This window comes from Mycobacterium sp. NPDC004974 (assembly GCF_053600815.1).
The window spans coordinates 201,216-216,816 of record NZ_JBSGAQ010000005.1 but is presented as its reverse complement, the minus strand read 5'-3'; the positions used below and the strand labels follow the sequence as shown (position 1 = coordinate 216,816).

Below are 15,601 nucleotides of genomic sequence, written 5' to 3'. Positions count from 1 at the left end.
TGTGCGGCTCGGCTGAGCGACGATCAATCGACGCAGGAAAACCTGGGGTGGCTGAGTATGCCGAGGAGCGCGGTGAGTTCAACGGGGGAAATCTGGGCAGATCGGGTGCTCAGTGCGCTGGGAGATCTGGAGGCGTCCGGCACCACCGCGGACATGCCGTTGTTGACCGAGACGGTCGCCGCCAAATTCGCTTCGAGATTCACCGAGCGTGACCGCCAGTACGAGAACGACAAACCGTACTGGCACAACCGTGTTCATGATGCCGTCGCGGCACTGCGGAGGCGGAAGCTGATCGCGCCCAAGGCAGGGAAAAGCGCGGCGGTGCAATTGACCGAAGCCGGTCGAGGAGCCGTAGCCGATGCCCGCGAACGGGCCGAGGCTGTACCCGGGCCGGCGGTGCGGGCCGCGGCTCCTTCGGACGAACGCGCCCCCGCACCACAGGTCGGGACTCCCGAACCCCCCAAACGCGACCCGGTTCTGGCCGGCGTCGTGACACCGCCGCTGCGCACGGCGATGGCGCGGGAGAGCAACGACACCCCGATACCGATCATGATCGAGCTCAACTTGACCTTCCAGCCATCGGTGGCCGCCGCGATCGAAAGGGTAGAGGGGCTCTGGAAGCTGGTCGGCGGGGCGGGGATGCCCGTGCCGCTGGCCGATCAGTTCATGGCCGGGGATCTCACGTCCGACCAGATCAAGTCGATCGTGTCGGCCGATGCCGTCCCGCAGGTCTGGCCGCAGCGCGCGGTCTACCGGATCTGGCCGGACTTCGAAGTGCACCCGCAGATCGATGCCTCCTCGACCACCATCAAAGCCATCGCCGCTCAGCGATCGTTCGACAGCTTCGGTGAGGGAATCGTCTGGGCGGTGGTCGATTCCGGTATCGATGAGAAACACGCCCACTTCGCGGCGTACCACAACCTGAGTGATCCCGCGGTGGCCGATCTGCACCAAGACTTCACCGGCGGCAACGCCCCGCTGACCGACACCGACGGACACGGCACGCACGTGGCCGGGATCATCGCCGGTGGTTTGGTGGACCGTAAGCCCGAGGACATCGTGGTGGTCGAGAAGCGGCTCAACGACCCTGAGTTCGGCGGTGATCCGATCACCGCGCCGCGCACGGTGGCCGATCCGTCGCGGCTGGCGGGTATGGCGCCGAAGGCCAAGCTGGTGAGCCTCAAGGTGCTCGGGCCCGGGGATGACGCGTCGCGGGTGAGCCGGGTGATGCAGGCCCTGGCCTACGTCCGGAAGCTCAACGCCGGCAGCGAGCGGGTGCCCCGGATACATGGCGTGAACCTCAGCCTCGGCTACGAATTCGACGCCGAGTGGTATGCCTGCGGGCAGAGCCCGATGTGCATCGAGGTCGACAAGACCGTGCGCTCGGGAGTGGTGGTGGTCGTGGCCGCGGGCAATTCCGGCTACGTGTCACTGAATACGGCGTTCAGCAAGGATTCGGTGAAGTTCACCGCCGACATGACGATCAACGATCCGGGTAACACCGAGAGCGCGATCACCGTCGGCTCCACACACCGGAGTTCGCCGCACACCTTCGGCGTCTCGTACTTCTCCTCCCGCGGCCCCACCGGGGACGGGCGGCGCAAACCCGACCTCGTCGCACCCGGCGAGCGCATCACCTCGGCAGCGGCCGGAAGCTTCCGGGACGCCGTGACCAATCAGATCGACGTCGGACCCGACGTGCCGGTGTATGTCGAGGAGAGCGGCACCAGCATGGCGGCGCCGCATGTGTCCGGCGCGATCGCGGCGTTCCTGTCGGTTCAACGCGAATTCGTCAGTGAGCCGGAGGCGATCAAACGCATCTTCGTCGACTCGGCCATCACGCTGAACCGCGACCCGGCGTTCCAGGGCAGCGGCATGGTGGACCTGATGCGGGCTATGCAATCCGTTTGACCTGAAAGGAATCCGATGACCAACGATGTGGCAGAACGGATCTGGCGACTGGTGTTCGACGCCGACGGCGACCCGGATCCGGACGTGCTGGCCGATCTGAAGAGCCGGATCGGTGCGGCGGGGTTGACCGATCTGATCATCTTCTCCCACGGCTGGAACAACGACGAAGCGGCAGCGACGTCACTGTACAACCGATGGTTCGGGCTATTGGCTCCGCAACTCGATCCGGCTCACACAGTCGGGTTCGTCGGGCTGCGGTGGCCGTCCGAGCTGTGGCGTGACGAGCCGATCCCCGATTTCCCCGGGCCGGCGGCGCGCGACGCCGGGGGTGCGGCCGCGCTGGGCGACGACGTGGAGGTACCGGCCGGACCGGTGACGATCGATCCGGCTCAACTGGCCGACCTCAAGGACATGTTTCCCGACGGCAAAGAGCAGTTGGACACCATCGCCGGCCTGTTGGCCGCCCCGCCGAGTAACGAACGCCTGCCGGAACTGCTCGATGCATTGCGCGCGTTCAGCGCCGCCACCCAGACCGGGTTCAGCGATGGCGAGGCCGATAGCCCGGAGGCCGGTCCGGGAATGATCGCGCCGGACCAGGACCCGGAGAAGCTGTTCACCACCTTCGCTGACGAATTGGCGGCTGCCGGTGTGGAATTCGACGACGAAGGCGGGGGAGCAGCCGGCCTGGGCGATATCGCGGGCCGATTGTGGCAGGGCGCCAAGGAGGCGCTGCGCCAGCTCAGCTACTGGAAGATGAAGAACCGCGCCGGCGTGGTGGGCCGGCGCGGGCTGGGGCCGGTCATCGACCAGCTCCACGCTGACTTCCCCGACCTGCGGATCCACCTGGTGGGACACAGTTTCGGGGCCCGGGTGGTGTCCTATGCGCTCGCCGGGATGACCGATGTCCAACCCTCACCGGTCAAGGCGGTGACCCTGCTGCAGGGTGCGTACTCCCGGTTCAGCTTCACCGAGCGGCTGCCGTTCCGGAAGGGGGCGGGGGAGCTGGCGGGCATGCTCAATCGCATCGACGGCCCGTTGACGGTCTGCTTCTCCAGCCATGACCGGGCATTGGGGACGTTCTATCCGCTGGCCTCGGCCGCCGCGGGCGACGATGCGGCCGGAGTGGAGGATCCGTTGTTCCGCTGGCGGGCCATGGGCTCGAACGGGGCATACCAGTCGCAGACCCAGAGCCTGGGCGCCACGGGAGCGATTTACCCATTCCAGCCCGGGCAGATCCTGAACCTGGATTCTTCGGGTGTGGTGGCCAAGGATGACGGCCCGTCGGGCGCGCACAGCGACATCTTCCACGAAGAGCTGACCTGGGTTGCCGCCACCGCTGGGAAGTTGAACCCGGCCCGGGTGTGATGGCGGCTTCGCCGGCCATCACACTGCATCGGCTCAGAAATGAAGGCGAGCGTTCATTTCGCTCGCCTTCGTTGTGTGTCCGAGGGGGGACTTGAACCCCCACGCCCGTTAATAGGGCACTAGCACCTCAAGCTAGCGCGTCTGCCATTCCGCCACTCGGACTCGCCAGCCTCGCGGGCTGGGCGCTTAAGGCTAACGGATTGGGTGCCGAAGACCCAAACCGGCGTCCCGGAGCGAATCGGTGGTACCAATGGACTCTGTGACGGTCCCCGCCTCCAGCGCGGACGAGGTAGTCGATCTCGTCAGTGCGCTCATCCGATTCGACACCTCCAACACCGGTGATCCGGCCACCCTGAAGCCTGAAGCGGACTGTGCGGAATGGGTAGCCGACCGGCTCCGGGAGGTCGGCTACACGACTGAATACGTCGAGGCGGGGGCTCCGGGGCGGGGCAACGTCTTCGCCCGGCTGCCCGGCGCCGACCCGTCCCGCGGCGCGCTGATGATCCACGGGCACCTCGACGTGGTCCCGGCCGAGCCCGCCGATTGGAGCGTGCACCCGTTCTCCGGTGCGATCAAGGACGGCTACGTCTGGGGCCGCGGCGCGGTGGACATGAAGGACATGGTCGGGATGACCATCGCGGTGGCCCGGCATTTCAAACGGGCCGGCATCGTCCCTCCCCGCGACCTGGTGTTCGCATTTCTCTCCGACGAGGAGCACGGCGGCACGTACGGGGCCAACTGGCTGGTGGACAACCGGCCCGACCTGTTCGACGGCGTCACCGAGGCGATCGGTGAGGTGGGCGGGTTCTCCCTGACCGTGCCCCGCAAGGATGGCGGGGAGCGTCGGCTCTACCTGATCGAGACCGCCGAAAAGGGGCTGTCGTGGATGCGGCTGACCGCGCGGGGCCGGGCGGGGCACGGCTCGATGGTGCACGACGACAACGCCGTGACGGCCATCGCCGGTGCCGTTGACCGGCTGGGCCGTCACCAGTTCCCGTTGGTCCTCAATCCGGCCGTGGAACAGTTCCTCACGGCGGTCGCCGAGGAGACCGGCTACGACTTCGACGTGAATTCGCCGGACCTCGACGGCACCATCGCCAAACTCGGCGGCGTGGCCCGGATCGTGTCGGCCACCCTGCGCGACACGGCCAACCCGACCATGCTCAATGCCGGTTACAAGGCCAACGTGATTCCCGCATCGGCGGAGGCCGTGATCGACTGCCGGGTGCTGCCGGGCCGTAAGGAGGCCTTCGAGCGCGAGGTCGACGAGTTGATCGGGCCCGATGTAACCCGCAGCTGGGAGCGGGATCTGCCGTCCTACGAGACGACGTTCGACGGTGATCTGGTGGACGCCATGAATGCGGCGATCCTGGCGCTCGATCCGGAAGCCCGCACCGTGCCCTACATGATGTCGGGCGGAACCGACGCGAAGTCGTTCCAGCGGTTGGGGATTCGATGCTTCGGATTCGCGCCGCTGCGGTTGCCGCCGGAACTGGACTTCGCGGCGCTGTTCCATGGTGTCGACGAGCGGGTGCCGGTGGACGCGCTGCAGTTCGGTGCGGGGGTTCTGGAACACTTTCTGCGGAACTGCTGACCGCACGAGCCGGTTACACGAGCCACGACGAGAGGGAACCATGAGCACATCTCCGTACGACAGCCTGCCGAAGCTGCCGACGTTCACCCTGACCTCCGAATCGGTCACCGACGGGCAGCCGCTGGCCAATGATCAGGTCAGCGGGATCATGGGGGCCGGCGGTTCGGACGTCTCGCCGCAGCTGAGCTGGTCGGGCTTCCCGGCCGAGACCAAGAGCTTCGCGGTCACGGTGTACGACCCCGATGCCCCGACCGCCTCGGGTTTCTGGCACTGGGCGGTGGCTGACCTGCCCGCGACGGTGACCGAACTGCCCGCCGGTGCCGGTGACGGTGGCGACCTGCCCGGTGGGGCGGTCACGCTGACCAACGACGCGAGCCTGAAGCGCTACCTCGGTGCGGCCCCGCCGGCCGGTCACGGCCCGCACCGCTACTACATCGCAGTGCACGCCCTGCCGGTCGAGTCGTTGGGGCTGCCCGAGGGTGCCACCCCGGCCTACCTGGGCTTCAACCTCTTCGGCCAGGCCATCGCCCGCGCCGTCATCCACGGCACCTACGAGCAGAACTAGTTCGCGGCGCGCGGTGGGTCAGCGTGCAGCTGAACCCACCGCGTCGGTCAGCGAGGCGAACCCGCCGGCGTGCAGCCGTTCGGCGATGCCGTCGTGAATCTGTTTGGCCCACAACCCGCCGCCGTAGATGAACCCCGTGTAGCCCTGCAGCAGCGTGGCCCCGGAGACGATTCGCTCCCATGCGTCGTCGGCGGTTTCGATGCCGCCGACGCTGATCAGCACGAGCTTGTCGCCCACGCGGCGGTACAACCGGCGCAGCACCTGCAGGGACCGGTGTGCCACCGGGCGCCCCGAGATCCCACCGGTGCCCAGGTCTGCGACACCGGGGGTGGCCAGCCCGTCACGCGAGATGGTGGTGTTGGTGGCGACGATCCCCGCCAGCCCCAATTCGACTGCCAGGTCCGCGATTTCGTCGATATCGGTATCGGAGAGATCGGGGGCGATCTTGACCAGTACGGGCTTGTCGGTCTCGGCCTTGACCGCGGCCAGGATCGGCCGTAGCGATTCGACGGCCTGCAGATCCCGCAACCCGGGGGTGTTGGGTGAGCTCACGTTGACGACGACGTAGGCGGCCAGCGCGCTCACCAACCGGGTGCTCTCGGCGTAGTCGGCTACCGCGTCCTCGGGCGGGGTGAGCTTGGTCTTGCCGATGTTCACCCCGATCGGCACATCGGGGGTGTGCCGGGCCAACCGGATGGCCAGCGCCCCCGCGCCCTCGTTGTTGAACCCCATCCGGTTGAGCAGCGCGTGGTCTTCGGGCAGCCGGAACAGCCGCGGCTCGGGGTTACCCGGCTGTGGCTGCGCCGTGACGGTGCCCACCTCGGCGAACCCGAAGCCGAGTGCACCCCAGGTACCCAGGCCGCGGCCGTCCTTGTCGAAACCCGCGGCCAGGCCCATCGGGCCGGCGAACCGCATCCCGAACACCGTGCTGGCCAACGCCGGATCGGTCGGAGCCAGCCGTCGCGCCAGTGCGCGCCGCAGGATCGCGGGGCCGGTGACCGCGCGCAGCAGGGCGAACACCCACAGGTGAATCCGTTCCGGGGGCACCAGGAACAGCGCCCGCCGCAGAGCCGCGTAGATCACAGCGAAGGCGCCTGGGGTGTGCCCGGCATGGATGACGCGGTCTTCTTGCGGCGCAACAGCACCCGTCGGCTCCCATCTGTATAGGCCCGCACCCGGGTCAGTTCCCAGCCGCGGTACTCGGCCTCGATCGACAAGCGGATCGAGGCGCTGATCCTGGTGACATCCGGCGGTAGCCGCAGCGGTATCCAGTCGTATTCCTCGGAACGATCCTCGGCGACGACCTTGTCCCATCCGGGAGGCATGCGGCCCTGCTGGATAGTGGTCATCGGCGGCCCGACGCGGTGCGGATCACCTGCACACCGGCTCCCGAGCCCGACACCACGTAGAGGGTGTCGGTCTTGTCGTCGTAGGCCAGGGAGTTCGGTTGCTGCACGGTTCGATAACGCACCTTTTCCACCGGTATGCCGGTGGAGAGATCGTAACCAATCACGGTGTTGGCCGCGGTCTGCGACACCCACGCCAGCTCGGCGGATCCGGCCAGGCCGTAGGGGGCGGCGGGTACCGGGTAGCGCTGGCGCATGATCAACGGCTCGGTGCCGAACACCAATAGCTCGTCGCCGCGGGTATCGGCGACCAGGACCCGTCCGCGCGCATCGGCGGCCATGGTGGTGGCACCATCACCGGCCCGCAATGCCTGGGCGGCTTTGGTCCCGCTGGGGTTGACGGCTGTCACCGAGGTTTGCCCGCGGTCCAGAACCACCGCGGTGTTTCCTTGTGTGACAAGAGAATCCACTCGGGCGAAGATCTTGAGGTGGGCGGCTACGGTGTGGTCGCTGCCCAAGGTGTAGACCGCTCCGTCGGAGGTGCCCAGCACCGGATTGCCGTCGGCGCGCAGTGCGATCGCGGTGAACTCCACACCCTGGGCGCCGTCCACGTCGATTTTGCTGGCCTTGGCCGCGGCCACGTCGACCCGGAAGTATCCACCCCGGGTGGATGCCAGGATGTCGCCCTTGCCGTCGACGCCGAGCGCCGTGGCCGCGGGCAGCAGCGTCACGTCGCGCCGCGGCTGGTTTCCGGTCAGCAGGCTCAGTGTCGACTGGCCTTCTGGGCCGGGGGTCAGAACGGCCAGCGTGCCGGTTGCTGGGTCGAATAGGGCGCTCGCGGCGTGCCCGCGTAGTTCCCGGACTTCCCCGTCTGGTTTCGCCGCCACTGGGGGTGAAACGGCGGCCTGAGCGGGCTCGATGGTCGGAGGCGGGGCATCGGCGGGGTTGGAGGAGCAGCCCGCGGTGAGCAGCAGGGCCAGCGCAACGAGGCCGGCGCGAACTGGCTGACCTGCAAGGATTGGGCGCAACGGATCGCTCTCGATCGGAAATGGATGGTCGGTGACGTGCAGGAATCCAGTTTAGGCATGGCCATTGGACCGAAATGGTCGCGTCTGCAACCAACGCGGCATAAGTCGAGGTATGGTTCGACCATGACCCTCGCCGCAGACCGGGAATTGGGTAACCGAGAGTTTGCTATGGAGGATATTTCCACTGGTGTACACGCCAGTGGGTTTGGCCAAGTTGGCGATGGCCGGAGTTTTTCTTTCCACATCGAACGTCAGCAGCTCATGATCGAGGTCTACCGCCCGCGGCTGTCGGGCCCGGTTCCGGTCGACGACGACGTAGTGGCCGTGGCCACCCGCAAACTGACCGATATCGACCTGACTGATGAACGCAGTCTGTCGGCAACGGTGCGCGACGCGGTCGCCGGCGCGCAGCCGGTTTCGCGTACCGCTCGCTGACGCATCTCGGCCCGCTCGCCACGGTACGGTCATCGTCGTGACTGACGTCGGTGCCATGTCCTGGCTGCAAGTTGTCGTGCTGTCGATTGTCCAGGGGCTCACCGAGTTTCTGCCGGTCTCGTCCTCGGGACACCTCGCGATCACCTCGCGGGTGTTCTTCGACGACGACGCTGGCGCCTCGTTCACAGCGGTGACTCAGCTGGGGACCGAGCTTGCCGTGCTGGTGTACTTCGCCCGGGACATCGGGCGCATCATCAAGGCCTGGTTCAGTGGACTGTTCAACGCGGCGCACCGGTCGGCCGACTACTGGCTGGGCTGGTGGGTGATCATCGGCAGCATTCCGATCGGCGTGTTCGGGCTGCTGTTCAAGGACGAAATCCGTACCGGCGCACGCAATCTGTGGCTGGTGGCCTCGGCGCTCATCGTGTTCTCGGCGGTGATCGCAGCGGCCGAGTACTACGGCAGGCAGGTTCGCCGCGTCGAGCAGCTGACCTGGCGCGACAGCATCATCGTCGGCCTGGCCCAGTGTCTGGCCCTGGTGCCGGGGGTCTCCCGCTCGGGCGCGACCATCAGCGCCGGGCTCTTCCTGGGCATGGAGCGCGAGCTGGCTGCCCGGTTCGGCTTCCTGCTGGCGATCCCCGCGGTGTTCGCCTCGGGCATCTTCTCCCTGCCCGATGCCTTTCACCCGGTCGGGGAGGGGATGAGCGCCAGCGGGGCCCAACTGCTGGTGGCCACCGTGATCGCGTTCGTCGTGGGCTTGGCCGCCATCGCCTGGTTCCTGAAATTCCTGGTGTCGCACAGCATGTACTGGTTCGTCGGCTACCGGGTGGTGCTGGGCGTGGTGGTGCTGGCGCTACTGGGTACCGGGGTAGTCGCCGCGCAATGATCCAGACCGGGAGGGCATGGCCGATGACCGACGAGCGCTCGCACGAGGAGTCGAAATGACCGTGATCCTGCTGCGCCACGGCCGTTCGACGTCGAACACCGCGCATACCCTCGCCGGCCGCAGTGAGGGTGTCGAACTCGACGAGCGCGGCGCCGAACAGGCTGCAGGCCTGGTCGCGCGAATCGGGGAATTACCGGTGACCGCGATCGTGCACTCGCCGCTGTTGCGCTGCGAGCGCACGGTGGCGCCGCTGGCCGAGGCGCTCGCGTTGCAGCCGATCGTCGATGACCGGCTCACCGAGGTGGATTACGGCAGCTGGACCGGCCGTGCCATCGGCGAGCTGGTCAAGGAACCGCTGTGGGCGGTCGTGCAGCAGCAGCCCAGCGCGGCGGTGTTCCCCGACGGTGAGGGATTGGCCCAGGTGCAGGCTCGTGCCGTCGCCGCGGTGCGGGAACGCGACCGCGCGTTGGCCGAACAGCATGGTGCCGACGTGCTTTGGGTCGCCTGCACCCACGGTGACGTGATCAAGGCGGTGCTGGCCGATGCCTTGGGCGTGCATCTGGATGGATTCCAGCGCATCACCGCCGATCCCGCGTCGATGAGCGTGATCCGCTACACCGACCTCCGCCCATTTGTGATGCACATCAACCACACTGGCGCGCAGTTGAGCGCCGGGCTGGCGGCCAAACCCGCCACCGACGCCGTGGTGGGTGGGTCCACCAACTGACCCGCGGTATTGCTACCGGTATTTTGGAAGGTGCCATGGCCCGCGCAATTCATGTTTTCCGTACTCCCGACCGCTTTGTGGCCGGGACTGTCGGCCAACCCGGTAACCGCACCTTCTACCTGCAAGCTGTCCATGACAAGCGAGTGATCTCGGTGATCCTGGAAAAGCAGCAGGTCGCCGTGCTGGCCGAGCGGATCGCCGCCCTGTTGACCGAGATCAACCGCCGCTTCGGCACACCGATCCCGCCGGAAACCGGCGAGGTGAGTGACCTGCTGCCCCTGGTCACCCCGGTCGACGCCGAGTTTCGCGTCGGGACGATGGGCCTGGGCTGGGATTCGGAAGCGCAGACCGTCGTGGTGGAACTGCTTGCGGTCTCCGAAGGCGAGTTCGACGCGTCGGTGGTCCTCGACGATGCCGAGGACGGCCCCGACGCCGTGCGGGTGTTCCTCACCCCGGAGTCGGCACGGGAGTTCGCCACCCGGTCCAACCGGGTGATCTCGGCCGGACGCCCGCCGTGTCCGCTGTGTGATGAGCCGCTGGATCCCGACGGTCACATCTGTGTGCGTACCAACGGCTATCGGCGCGGTGAGGTGGCCGGGTCCGAAGATGACGCAGAATCCTAGCCCCGATCCGGATCCCGACCCCGACGATGATGCGGTGCTGGCCGACGGCGAACTGACGGTGATCGGCCGGATCCGGTCAGCCAGCAACGCCACCTTCCTGTGTGAGGCGACCTCCGGTGAGCGGCAGGTCCATTGCGTGTACAAGCCGATCCGGGGCGAGGCGCCGCTGTGGGATTTCCCCGACGGCACATTGGCGGGCCGCGAGCTGAGTGCATATCTGGTGTCGGCCGCTTTGGGCTGGAACATCGTGCCCCACACCATTATTCGTGACGGGCCGGCCGGGCCGGGCATGCTGCAGCTGTGGGTGGAACAGCCCGGGGATCAGGTGGGCGACGAGCCCGACTCCGGCCCCGATCTGGTGGACCTGGTGCCGGCCGGGAACCTTCCGCCGGGTTTCCTGCCGATCCTGCAGGCCTACGACTACGCCGGCGACGAGGTGACGCTGGTGCACGCCGACGATCGCCGGCTGTTCCGCATGGCGGTGTTCGACGTGCTGATCAACAACGCCGACCGCAAGGGCGGGCACATTCTGGCCGGGCTCGACGGGGGCGTGTACGGCGTGGACCACGGGGTGAGCCTGCATGTCGAGGACAAGCTGCGGACCGTGCTGTGGGGCTGGGCAGGAAAACCCGTCGACGACGAGACCCTGGCCGACGTCGCGGCGCTGCGCGACGGGTTCGGCGGTCTGGCCGAGCAGTTGTGCATACACATCACCGAGGCGGAGATCGCCGCGTTGCGGTCCAGAATCGTTGGGTTACTGCACAATCCGGTGATGCCGACGCCCGATCGGCACCGGCCGATCCCGTGGCCGGCCTTCTAGCTCGGATTCGAGCTGGGCGAAGGTGTACTGCAACCGGCCGTAGTCGCCCGTGTCGGCCCAGATGGCCTGCTCGGCCAGGCACTGGCACAACCGACCCCGTCAGCGCAACAATCGGGCCCGGCCCGGCTACCGCGTCGACGTGGCATTCCGTGCGCGTACCTGCGACACCACCGTGCGGATCGCATCGACGACTGCGTCAGGCCTCTCCAGCTGAATGACATGACTGGAATCGTCGAGCTTGCGATGCGTGCTCCGGGTCGACCAGCTCGCCTCCTCCACCTGCATTTCCCACCACGCCTGTTGCATTCGGTCGAACTGGTCACGGGACAGGCCGGTGCCCGCCCGCTCGGATTCGCTGTAGGCGCTCCAAGGCTTGCCCCGGGAGAGGACGGACAGGGGCCGGTCGCCCAGTTCGCGGAAGGTTCCCGCCTCCCGCAACGTGCTCTCCATCGCTTCGGCTTCGTCGAATGAGGCGGCCAGTGAGACGGGCTGATAGGCACCGATTGCGCGCACGACGTCAGGCGGTAGTTCCTTCACGGTCGGCCCGGGGATGAGCAGCCGCGGCAAGCCCGTCCAAGCCAGATACCGCAGGACTTTGAACACCGCAGGGATGCCGTCTTCCGGGCGTCCGGTCGCGGCCGCCAACCGGTCGGTCTGATCCGGGTGGGCAGCGTCGACGAAGACCAGGCCGGCTACTTCGCTCCCGTAGTACTTGGTGAAGATCATCGTGAAGGGGCCGCCGAGCGATGCCCCGACCATGACGTAGGGCGGCGATTCGTTTGCCGCCCGCAGCGTTTGCTGAAGATCTGCGACAACCGCGACGGGGTCACGTGGCCTGTCGCCGGCAGACTCGCTCCACATGAGTCCGGCGCGATCGTACGAACACACCCGGGTGAAGGTGGCCACTTGTCGATGCACCGGGAACCACAACGCGGAACCGCTCGTGTCGGCACCGGATTCGAGCACCACTGTTGGCGAGCCTTGGCCGCGACAGTCGAGATGAACGGTGCGGCCGCCGATATCGATCATCTTGCCCGGGGCTGGAAACTCCGCGGCGGCGCGGTTTCGTTCGATCTGTTCCCATGCCGCGCCCGACCCGATCACTACGACCACAGTCGCCAGGACGCACAGCGGGATCACTTTGACCAGTCGCCTCACGCTGCCAAGTTACCGGCGCGCCAGCGCAACCCGGGCCCCGATCCGACACCGGATGTTCGGGCCACCGATACTGGCTTGGTGCACTCGACTGACGCCGACCTGGCCGCCGCAGTGGCCAAGGAGGCCGGTGAGTTGTTGCTGGCCGTACGCGAGGAGGTCGGTTTCTACGACCCGTACTACCTCGGTGACGAGGGCGACCGGCGATCCAACGCGCTGATCCTGGATCGCCTGGCCCAAGCCCGCCCCGGCGATTCGGTGCTGAGCGAGGAGGCGGTCGACGACCTGGCCCGTGTCGAGGCCGACCGGGTCTGGATCGTCGATCCGGTGGACGGCACCCACGAATTCTCGTTGCCCGGTCGGGAGGACTGGGCCGTACACATCGCCCTGTGGCAGCGCTCGGTGGGCGTCGACGGGGGCCTGTCGGATGCGGTGGTGGCCCTGCCCGCCCGCGGTGAGGTGTACCGCAGCGATACGGTCACCCCGCCCGGGCCGCGGCGCGACGGGCCGCTGTTGATCACCGCGAGTTCGAATCGGCCCCCGGCGGTGCTGTGGCGGATGCGCGAGCAGCTCGATTTCCGGATGGTGCGCATCGGTTCGGCCGGGGCCAAGGCGATGGCCGTGGTGCGCGGCGACGTCGACGCGTACATCCATGCCGGCGGGCAATGGGAGTGGGATTCGGCCGCACCTGCGGGGGTGGTGCTGGCCGCGGGTCTGCACGCCTCCCGGCTGGACGGCTCGGAGCTGCGCTACAACCGCGCCGACCCGTACCTGCCGGACTTCGTGATGTGCCGCAAAGAGCTGGCGCCGATCCTGCTGGAGGCGATCGGGGTGGCCCGGTGAGCGATCTCCGCAGCGTTCCGGGAATGGAATCGTCGGCGGCGTTGTCTGACTTGGGAGAACTGTGCGGGACCGACCGGCGGGAGGCCGTCCTGAGCGAGCACCTTAGAGTCGAAGCCATGCAATCGTGGTCGGCACCGTCAATTCCGGTGTTGGAAGGGCGTGGTCCGCAACTGCGGCTGTACGACAGCGCCGACCGGCAGGTACGTCCGGTCACGCCGGGACCGACGGCCACCATGTACGTGTGCGGCATCACCCCCTATGACGCCACCCATCTGGGCCACGCCGCGACCTACCTGACGTTCGACCTGGTGCACCGGCTGTGGCTGGACGCCGGGCACACCGTGCACTACGTGCAGAACGTCACCGATGTGGATGATCCGCTGTTCGAGCGGGCCGACCGCGACGGCATCGACTGGCGGGACCTCGGTGACCGCGAAACCCAACTGTTCCGCGAGGACATGATGGCCCTGCGGGTGCTGCCCCCGCAGGACTACGTGGCCGCCACCGAGACCATCTCCGAGGTGGTCGAGTTGGTGGAGAAGATGCTTGCCTCGGGTGCGGCCTACGTCGTCGACGACGCCCAATACCCCGACGTGTACTACCGCGCCGATGCCACCCCGCAGTTCGGCTACGAGTCGGGCTATGACCGCGACACCATGCTGCGGCTGTTCGGCGAGCGAGGCGGTGACCCGGACCGCGCCGGCAAGGGTGACGAACTCGACGCCCTGCTGTGGCGGGCTCAGCGACCCGGTGAGCCCAGCTGGCCCTCGCCCTTCGGCGCAGGCCGGCCCGGCTGGCATGTCGAGTGCTCGGCGATCGCGCTGACCCGCATCGGCTCGGGCCTGGACATCCAGGGCGGCGGCAGCGATCTGATCTTCCCGCACCACGAATTCTCCGCCGCGCACGCCGAATCCGTCACGGGGGAGCGGCGATTCGCCCGCCATTACGTGCACGCAGGCATGATCGGGTGGGACGGACACAAGATGAGCAAGAGCCGGGGCAACCTGGTGCTGGTGTCGAGGCTGCGCGCACAGGGTGTGGATCCGTCGGCCGTGCGGCTCGGACTGTTTGCCGGGCACTACCGTAGCGACCGGTTCTGGAGCGATGCCGTGCTCGAAGAGGCCAACGCTCGGCTGAAGCACTGGCGCAGCGCCACCGCGCTGCCCGCCGCGCCGGACGCCACCGATGTGGTGGCCCGGGTGCGCCAATACCTCGCCGACGACCTGGACACCCCGAAAGCCCTTGCCGCGCTGGATGGTTGGTGTACCGACGCACTGGCCTACGGCGGGCATGACACGGCCGCGCCACGGCAGGTGGCCGACACGGTGGATGCGCTGCTGGGGGTTGAGCTCTAGACCTCGTCGGCTGCGCCCCGGTGGGGTACGTTGCGGCCATGGGTTCTGTGAACGGGAAAGTCGTCTTCATCACCGGCGGTGCGCGCGGCGTCGGTGCCGAGGTTGCCCGCAGGTTGCGGCGCAGGGGCGCCAAACTGGTGCTGACCGACCTCGATGAGGCGCCGTTGAGCGCGCTGGCCGCCGAACTCGGCGAGGAGTACGTGCTGACGGCGCTGGCCGACGTGCGTGATCTGGCCGCCATGCAGAAGGCCGCCGACGCCGCGGTCGAGCGATTCGGCGGCATCGACATCGTGATGGCCAATGCGGGCATCGCCAGCTTCGGTTCGGTCATGCAGGTAGATCCTGAGGCGTTCAAACGGGTCGTCGACATCAACGTCGTCGGGGTGTTCAACACCGTGCGCGCCACCCTGCCCGCAGTCGTCAAGCGTCGCGGGTACGTGCTGGTGGTGTCCTCACTCGCCGCGTTCACCTCGGCACCCGGGCTGGCCGCCTACCACGCCTCCAAGGCCGGCGCCGAGTACTTCGCCAACACGCTGCGCCTGGAGGTGGCGCACCTCGGCGTCGACGTCGGCTCGGCCCACATGAGCTGGATCGACACGCCGCTTGTGCAGGACGCCAAGTCGGACCTGTCGGCGTTCCGGGAGATGCTGTCCAAGCTGCCGCCGCCGCTGAACCGGACCACCACGGTCGACGCCTGTGGCGCCGCGTTCGTCAAGGGCATCGAGGGACGCAAGAAGCGCATCTACAGCCCGGAGTGGGTCGGGGTGTTCCGCTGGATCCGGCCGTTCGTCACCACGCCGCTGGCGGAGCGCGACATCCTCAAGTTCACCCCGACACTGCTGCCGAAACTCGACGCGGAGGCAGCCGCACTCGGCCGCTCGACGAGTGCCCGCATCGAGGCGCTGGAGAAGCCGGAGACTTAGCGGTTTCAACGCCGAGCGGCCAGTT

General features: G+C 67.7%; 16 protein-coding genes and 1 tRNA gene. 12 read left to right on the top strand and 5 right to left on the bottom strand.

What is annotated here, in order from left to right; all coding sequences use genetic code 11:
* Positions 1-72: 72 nt before the first annotated feature.
* Positions 73-1,911: a S8 family serine peptidase gene (locus ACWEFV_RS14405; protein ID WP_450070637.1), complete on the top strand. Its 1,839-nt coding sequence runs from the start codon at positions 73-75 to the stop codon at positions 1,909-1,911.
* A 15-nt stretch (positions 1,912-1,926) separates the two neighbouring features.
* The gene (locus ACWEFV_RS14400; protein ID WP_450070636.1) at positions 1,927-3,276 is read left to right on the top strand and encodes a serine-threonine protein kinase; all 1,350 of its coding nucleotides are present in this window, start codon (positions 1,927-1,929) and stop codon (positions 3,274-3,276) included.
* Positions 3,277-3,352: 76 nt separating this feature from the next.
* Here ACWEFV_RS14400 and ACWEFV_RS14395 read toward each other — a convergent pair.
* Positions 3,353-3,438: transfer RNA gene (locus ACWEFV_RS14395), tRNA-Leu, on the bottom strand.
* 88 nt (positions 3,439-3,526) lie between these two features.
* Here ACWEFV_RS14395 and ACWEFV_RS14390 point away from each other — a divergent pair.
* Together ACWEFV_RS14390 and ACWEFV_RS14385 are read left to right on the top strand one after the other, a co-directional pair.
* Positions 3,527-4,870 carry a M20/M25/M40 family metallo-hydrolase gene (locus ACWEFV_RS14390; protein WP_450070635.1) on the top strand — a complete coding sequence of 448 codons (1,344 nt, stop codon included), beginning with the start codon at positions 3,527-3,529 and terminating at the stop codon, positions 4,868-4,870.
* Between the two features lie 40 nt (positions 4,871-4,910).
* Positions 4,911-5,435 (top strand): YbhB/YbcL family Raf kinase inhibitor-like protein, encoded by a 525-nt coding sequence (locus ACWEFV_RS14385; protein WP_135455663.1) that lies wholly within the window; start codon positions 4,911-4,913, stop codon positions 5,433-5,435.
* 18 nt (positions 5,436-5,453) lie between these two features.
* Here the strand turns inward: ACWEFV_RS14385 and ACWEFV_RS14380 are convergent, their stop codons facing one another.
* Genes ACWEFV_RS14380 through ACWEFV_RS14370 form a run of 3 tightly spaced genes read right to left on the bottom strand, consistent with a single transcriptional unit; the run spans position 5,454 to position 7,809 of the window.
* Positions 5,454-6,515 carry a quinone-dependent dihydroorotate dehydrogenase gene (locus tag ACWEFV_RS14380; protein ID WP_450070789.1) on the bottom strand — a complete coding sequence of 354 codons (1,062 nt, stop codon included), beginning with the start codon at positions 6,513-6,515 and terminating at the stop codon, positions 5,454-5,456.
* Positions 6,515-6,784 (bottom strand): DUF5703 family protein, encoded by a 270-nt coding sequence (locus ACWEFV_RS14375; protein WP_077741092.1) that lies wholly within the window; start codon positions 6,782-6,784, stop codon positions 6,515-6,517. Before ACWEFV_RS14375 ends, ACWEFV_RS14380 begins: the two co-directional genes overlap by 1 nt.
* On the bottom strand, positions 6,781-7,809 hold the full coding sequence (locus ACWEFV_RS14370; RefSeq protein ID WP_450070634.1) for a YncE family protein: 1,029 nt from the start codon (positions 7,807-7,809) through the stop codon (positions 6,781-6,783). Before ACWEFV_RS14370 ends, ACWEFV_RS14375 begins: the two co-directional genes overlap by 4 nt.
* Before the next feature lie 123 nt (positions 7,810-7,932).
* On the opposite strand from ACWEFV_RS14370, the gene ACWEFV_RS14365 reads away from it, so the two are divergent.
* Genes ACWEFV_RS14365 through ACWEFV_RS14345 form a run of 5 tightly spaced genes read left to right on the top strand, consistent with a single transcriptional unit; the run spans position 7,933 to position 11,300 of the window.
* Positions 7,933-8,244, top strand: a complete 312-nt coding sequence (locus ACWEFV_RS14365) for a hypothetical protein (RefSeq protein ID WP_135455657.1) — start codon at positions 7,933-7,935, stop codon at positions 8,242-8,244.
* Between the two features lie 55 nt (positions 8,245-8,299).
* Positions 8,300-9,130, top strand: a complete 831-nt coding sequence (locus ACWEFV_RS14360; RefSeq protein WP_135460115.1) for an undecaprenyl-diphosphate phosphatase — start codon at positions 8,300-8,302, stop codon at positions 9,128-9,130.
* Between the two features lie 55 nt (positions 9,131-9,185).
* The gene (locus tag ACWEFV_RS14355) at positions 9,186-9,857 is read left to right on the top strand and encodes a histidine phosphatase family protein (protein ID WP_135455655.1); all 672 of its coding nucleotides are present in this window, start codon (positions 9,186-9,188) and stop codon (positions 9,855-9,857) included.
* A gap of 35 nt (positions 9,858-9,892) precedes the next feature.
* Positions 9,893-10,480, top strand: coding sequence for a DUF3090 domain-containing protein (locus ACWEFV_RS14350; protein WP_135455653.1), 588 nt, complete (start codon positions 9,893-9,895; stop codon positions 10,478-10,480).
* Entirely contained in the window at positions 10,464-11,300 is an 837-nt protein-coding gene (locus ACWEFV_RS14345) for an SCO1664 family protein (RefSeq protein ID WP_450070633.1), read from the top strand. Before ACWEFV_RS14350 ends, ACWEFV_RS14345 begins: the two co-directional genes overlap by 17 nt.
* 126 nt (positions 11,301-11,426) lie before the next feature.
* On the opposite strand, the gene ACWEFV_RS14340 is transcribed toward ACWEFV_RS14345, so the two are convergent.
* Entirely contained in the window at positions 11,427-12,458 is a 1,032-nt protein-coding gene (locus ACWEFV_RS14340) for an alpha/beta fold hydrolase (protein WP_450070632.1), read from the bottom strand.
* 78 nt (positions 12,459-12,536) lie between these two features.
* Here ACWEFV_RS14340 and ACWEFV_RS14335 point away from each other — a divergent pair, with 78 nt between their 5' ends.
* The 3 genes from ACWEFV_RS14335 to ACWEFV_RS14325 all read left to right on the top strand — a co-directional run bounded on the left by ACWEFV_RS14335 (position 12,537) and on the right by ACWEFV_RS14325 (position 15,576).
* On the top strand, positions 12,537-13,298 hold the full coding sequence (locus ACWEFV_RS14335; protein ID WP_450070631.1) for a 3'(2'),5'-bisphosphate nucleotidase CysQ: 762 nt from the start codon (positions 12,537-12,539) through the stop codon (positions 13,296-13,298).
* Positions 13,299-13,414: 116 nt separating this feature from the next.
* Positions 13,415-14,653, top strand: coding sequence for a cysteine--1-D-myo-inosityl 2-amino-2-deoxy-alpha-D-glucopyranoside ligase (gene mshC / locus ACWEFV_RS14330; protein ID WP_450070630.1), 1,239 nt, complete (start codon positions 13,415-13,417; stop codon positions 14,651-14,653).
* A gap of 38 nt (positions 14,654-14,691) precedes the next feature.
* Positions 14,692-15,576 (top strand): SDR family oxidoreductase, encoded by an 885-nt coding sequence (locus tag ACWEFV_RS14325; protein ID WP_450070629.1) that lies wholly within the window; start codon positions 14,692-14,694, stop codon positions 15,574-15,576.
* The last annotated feature ends 25 nt before the right edge of the window (positions 15,577-15,601 follow it).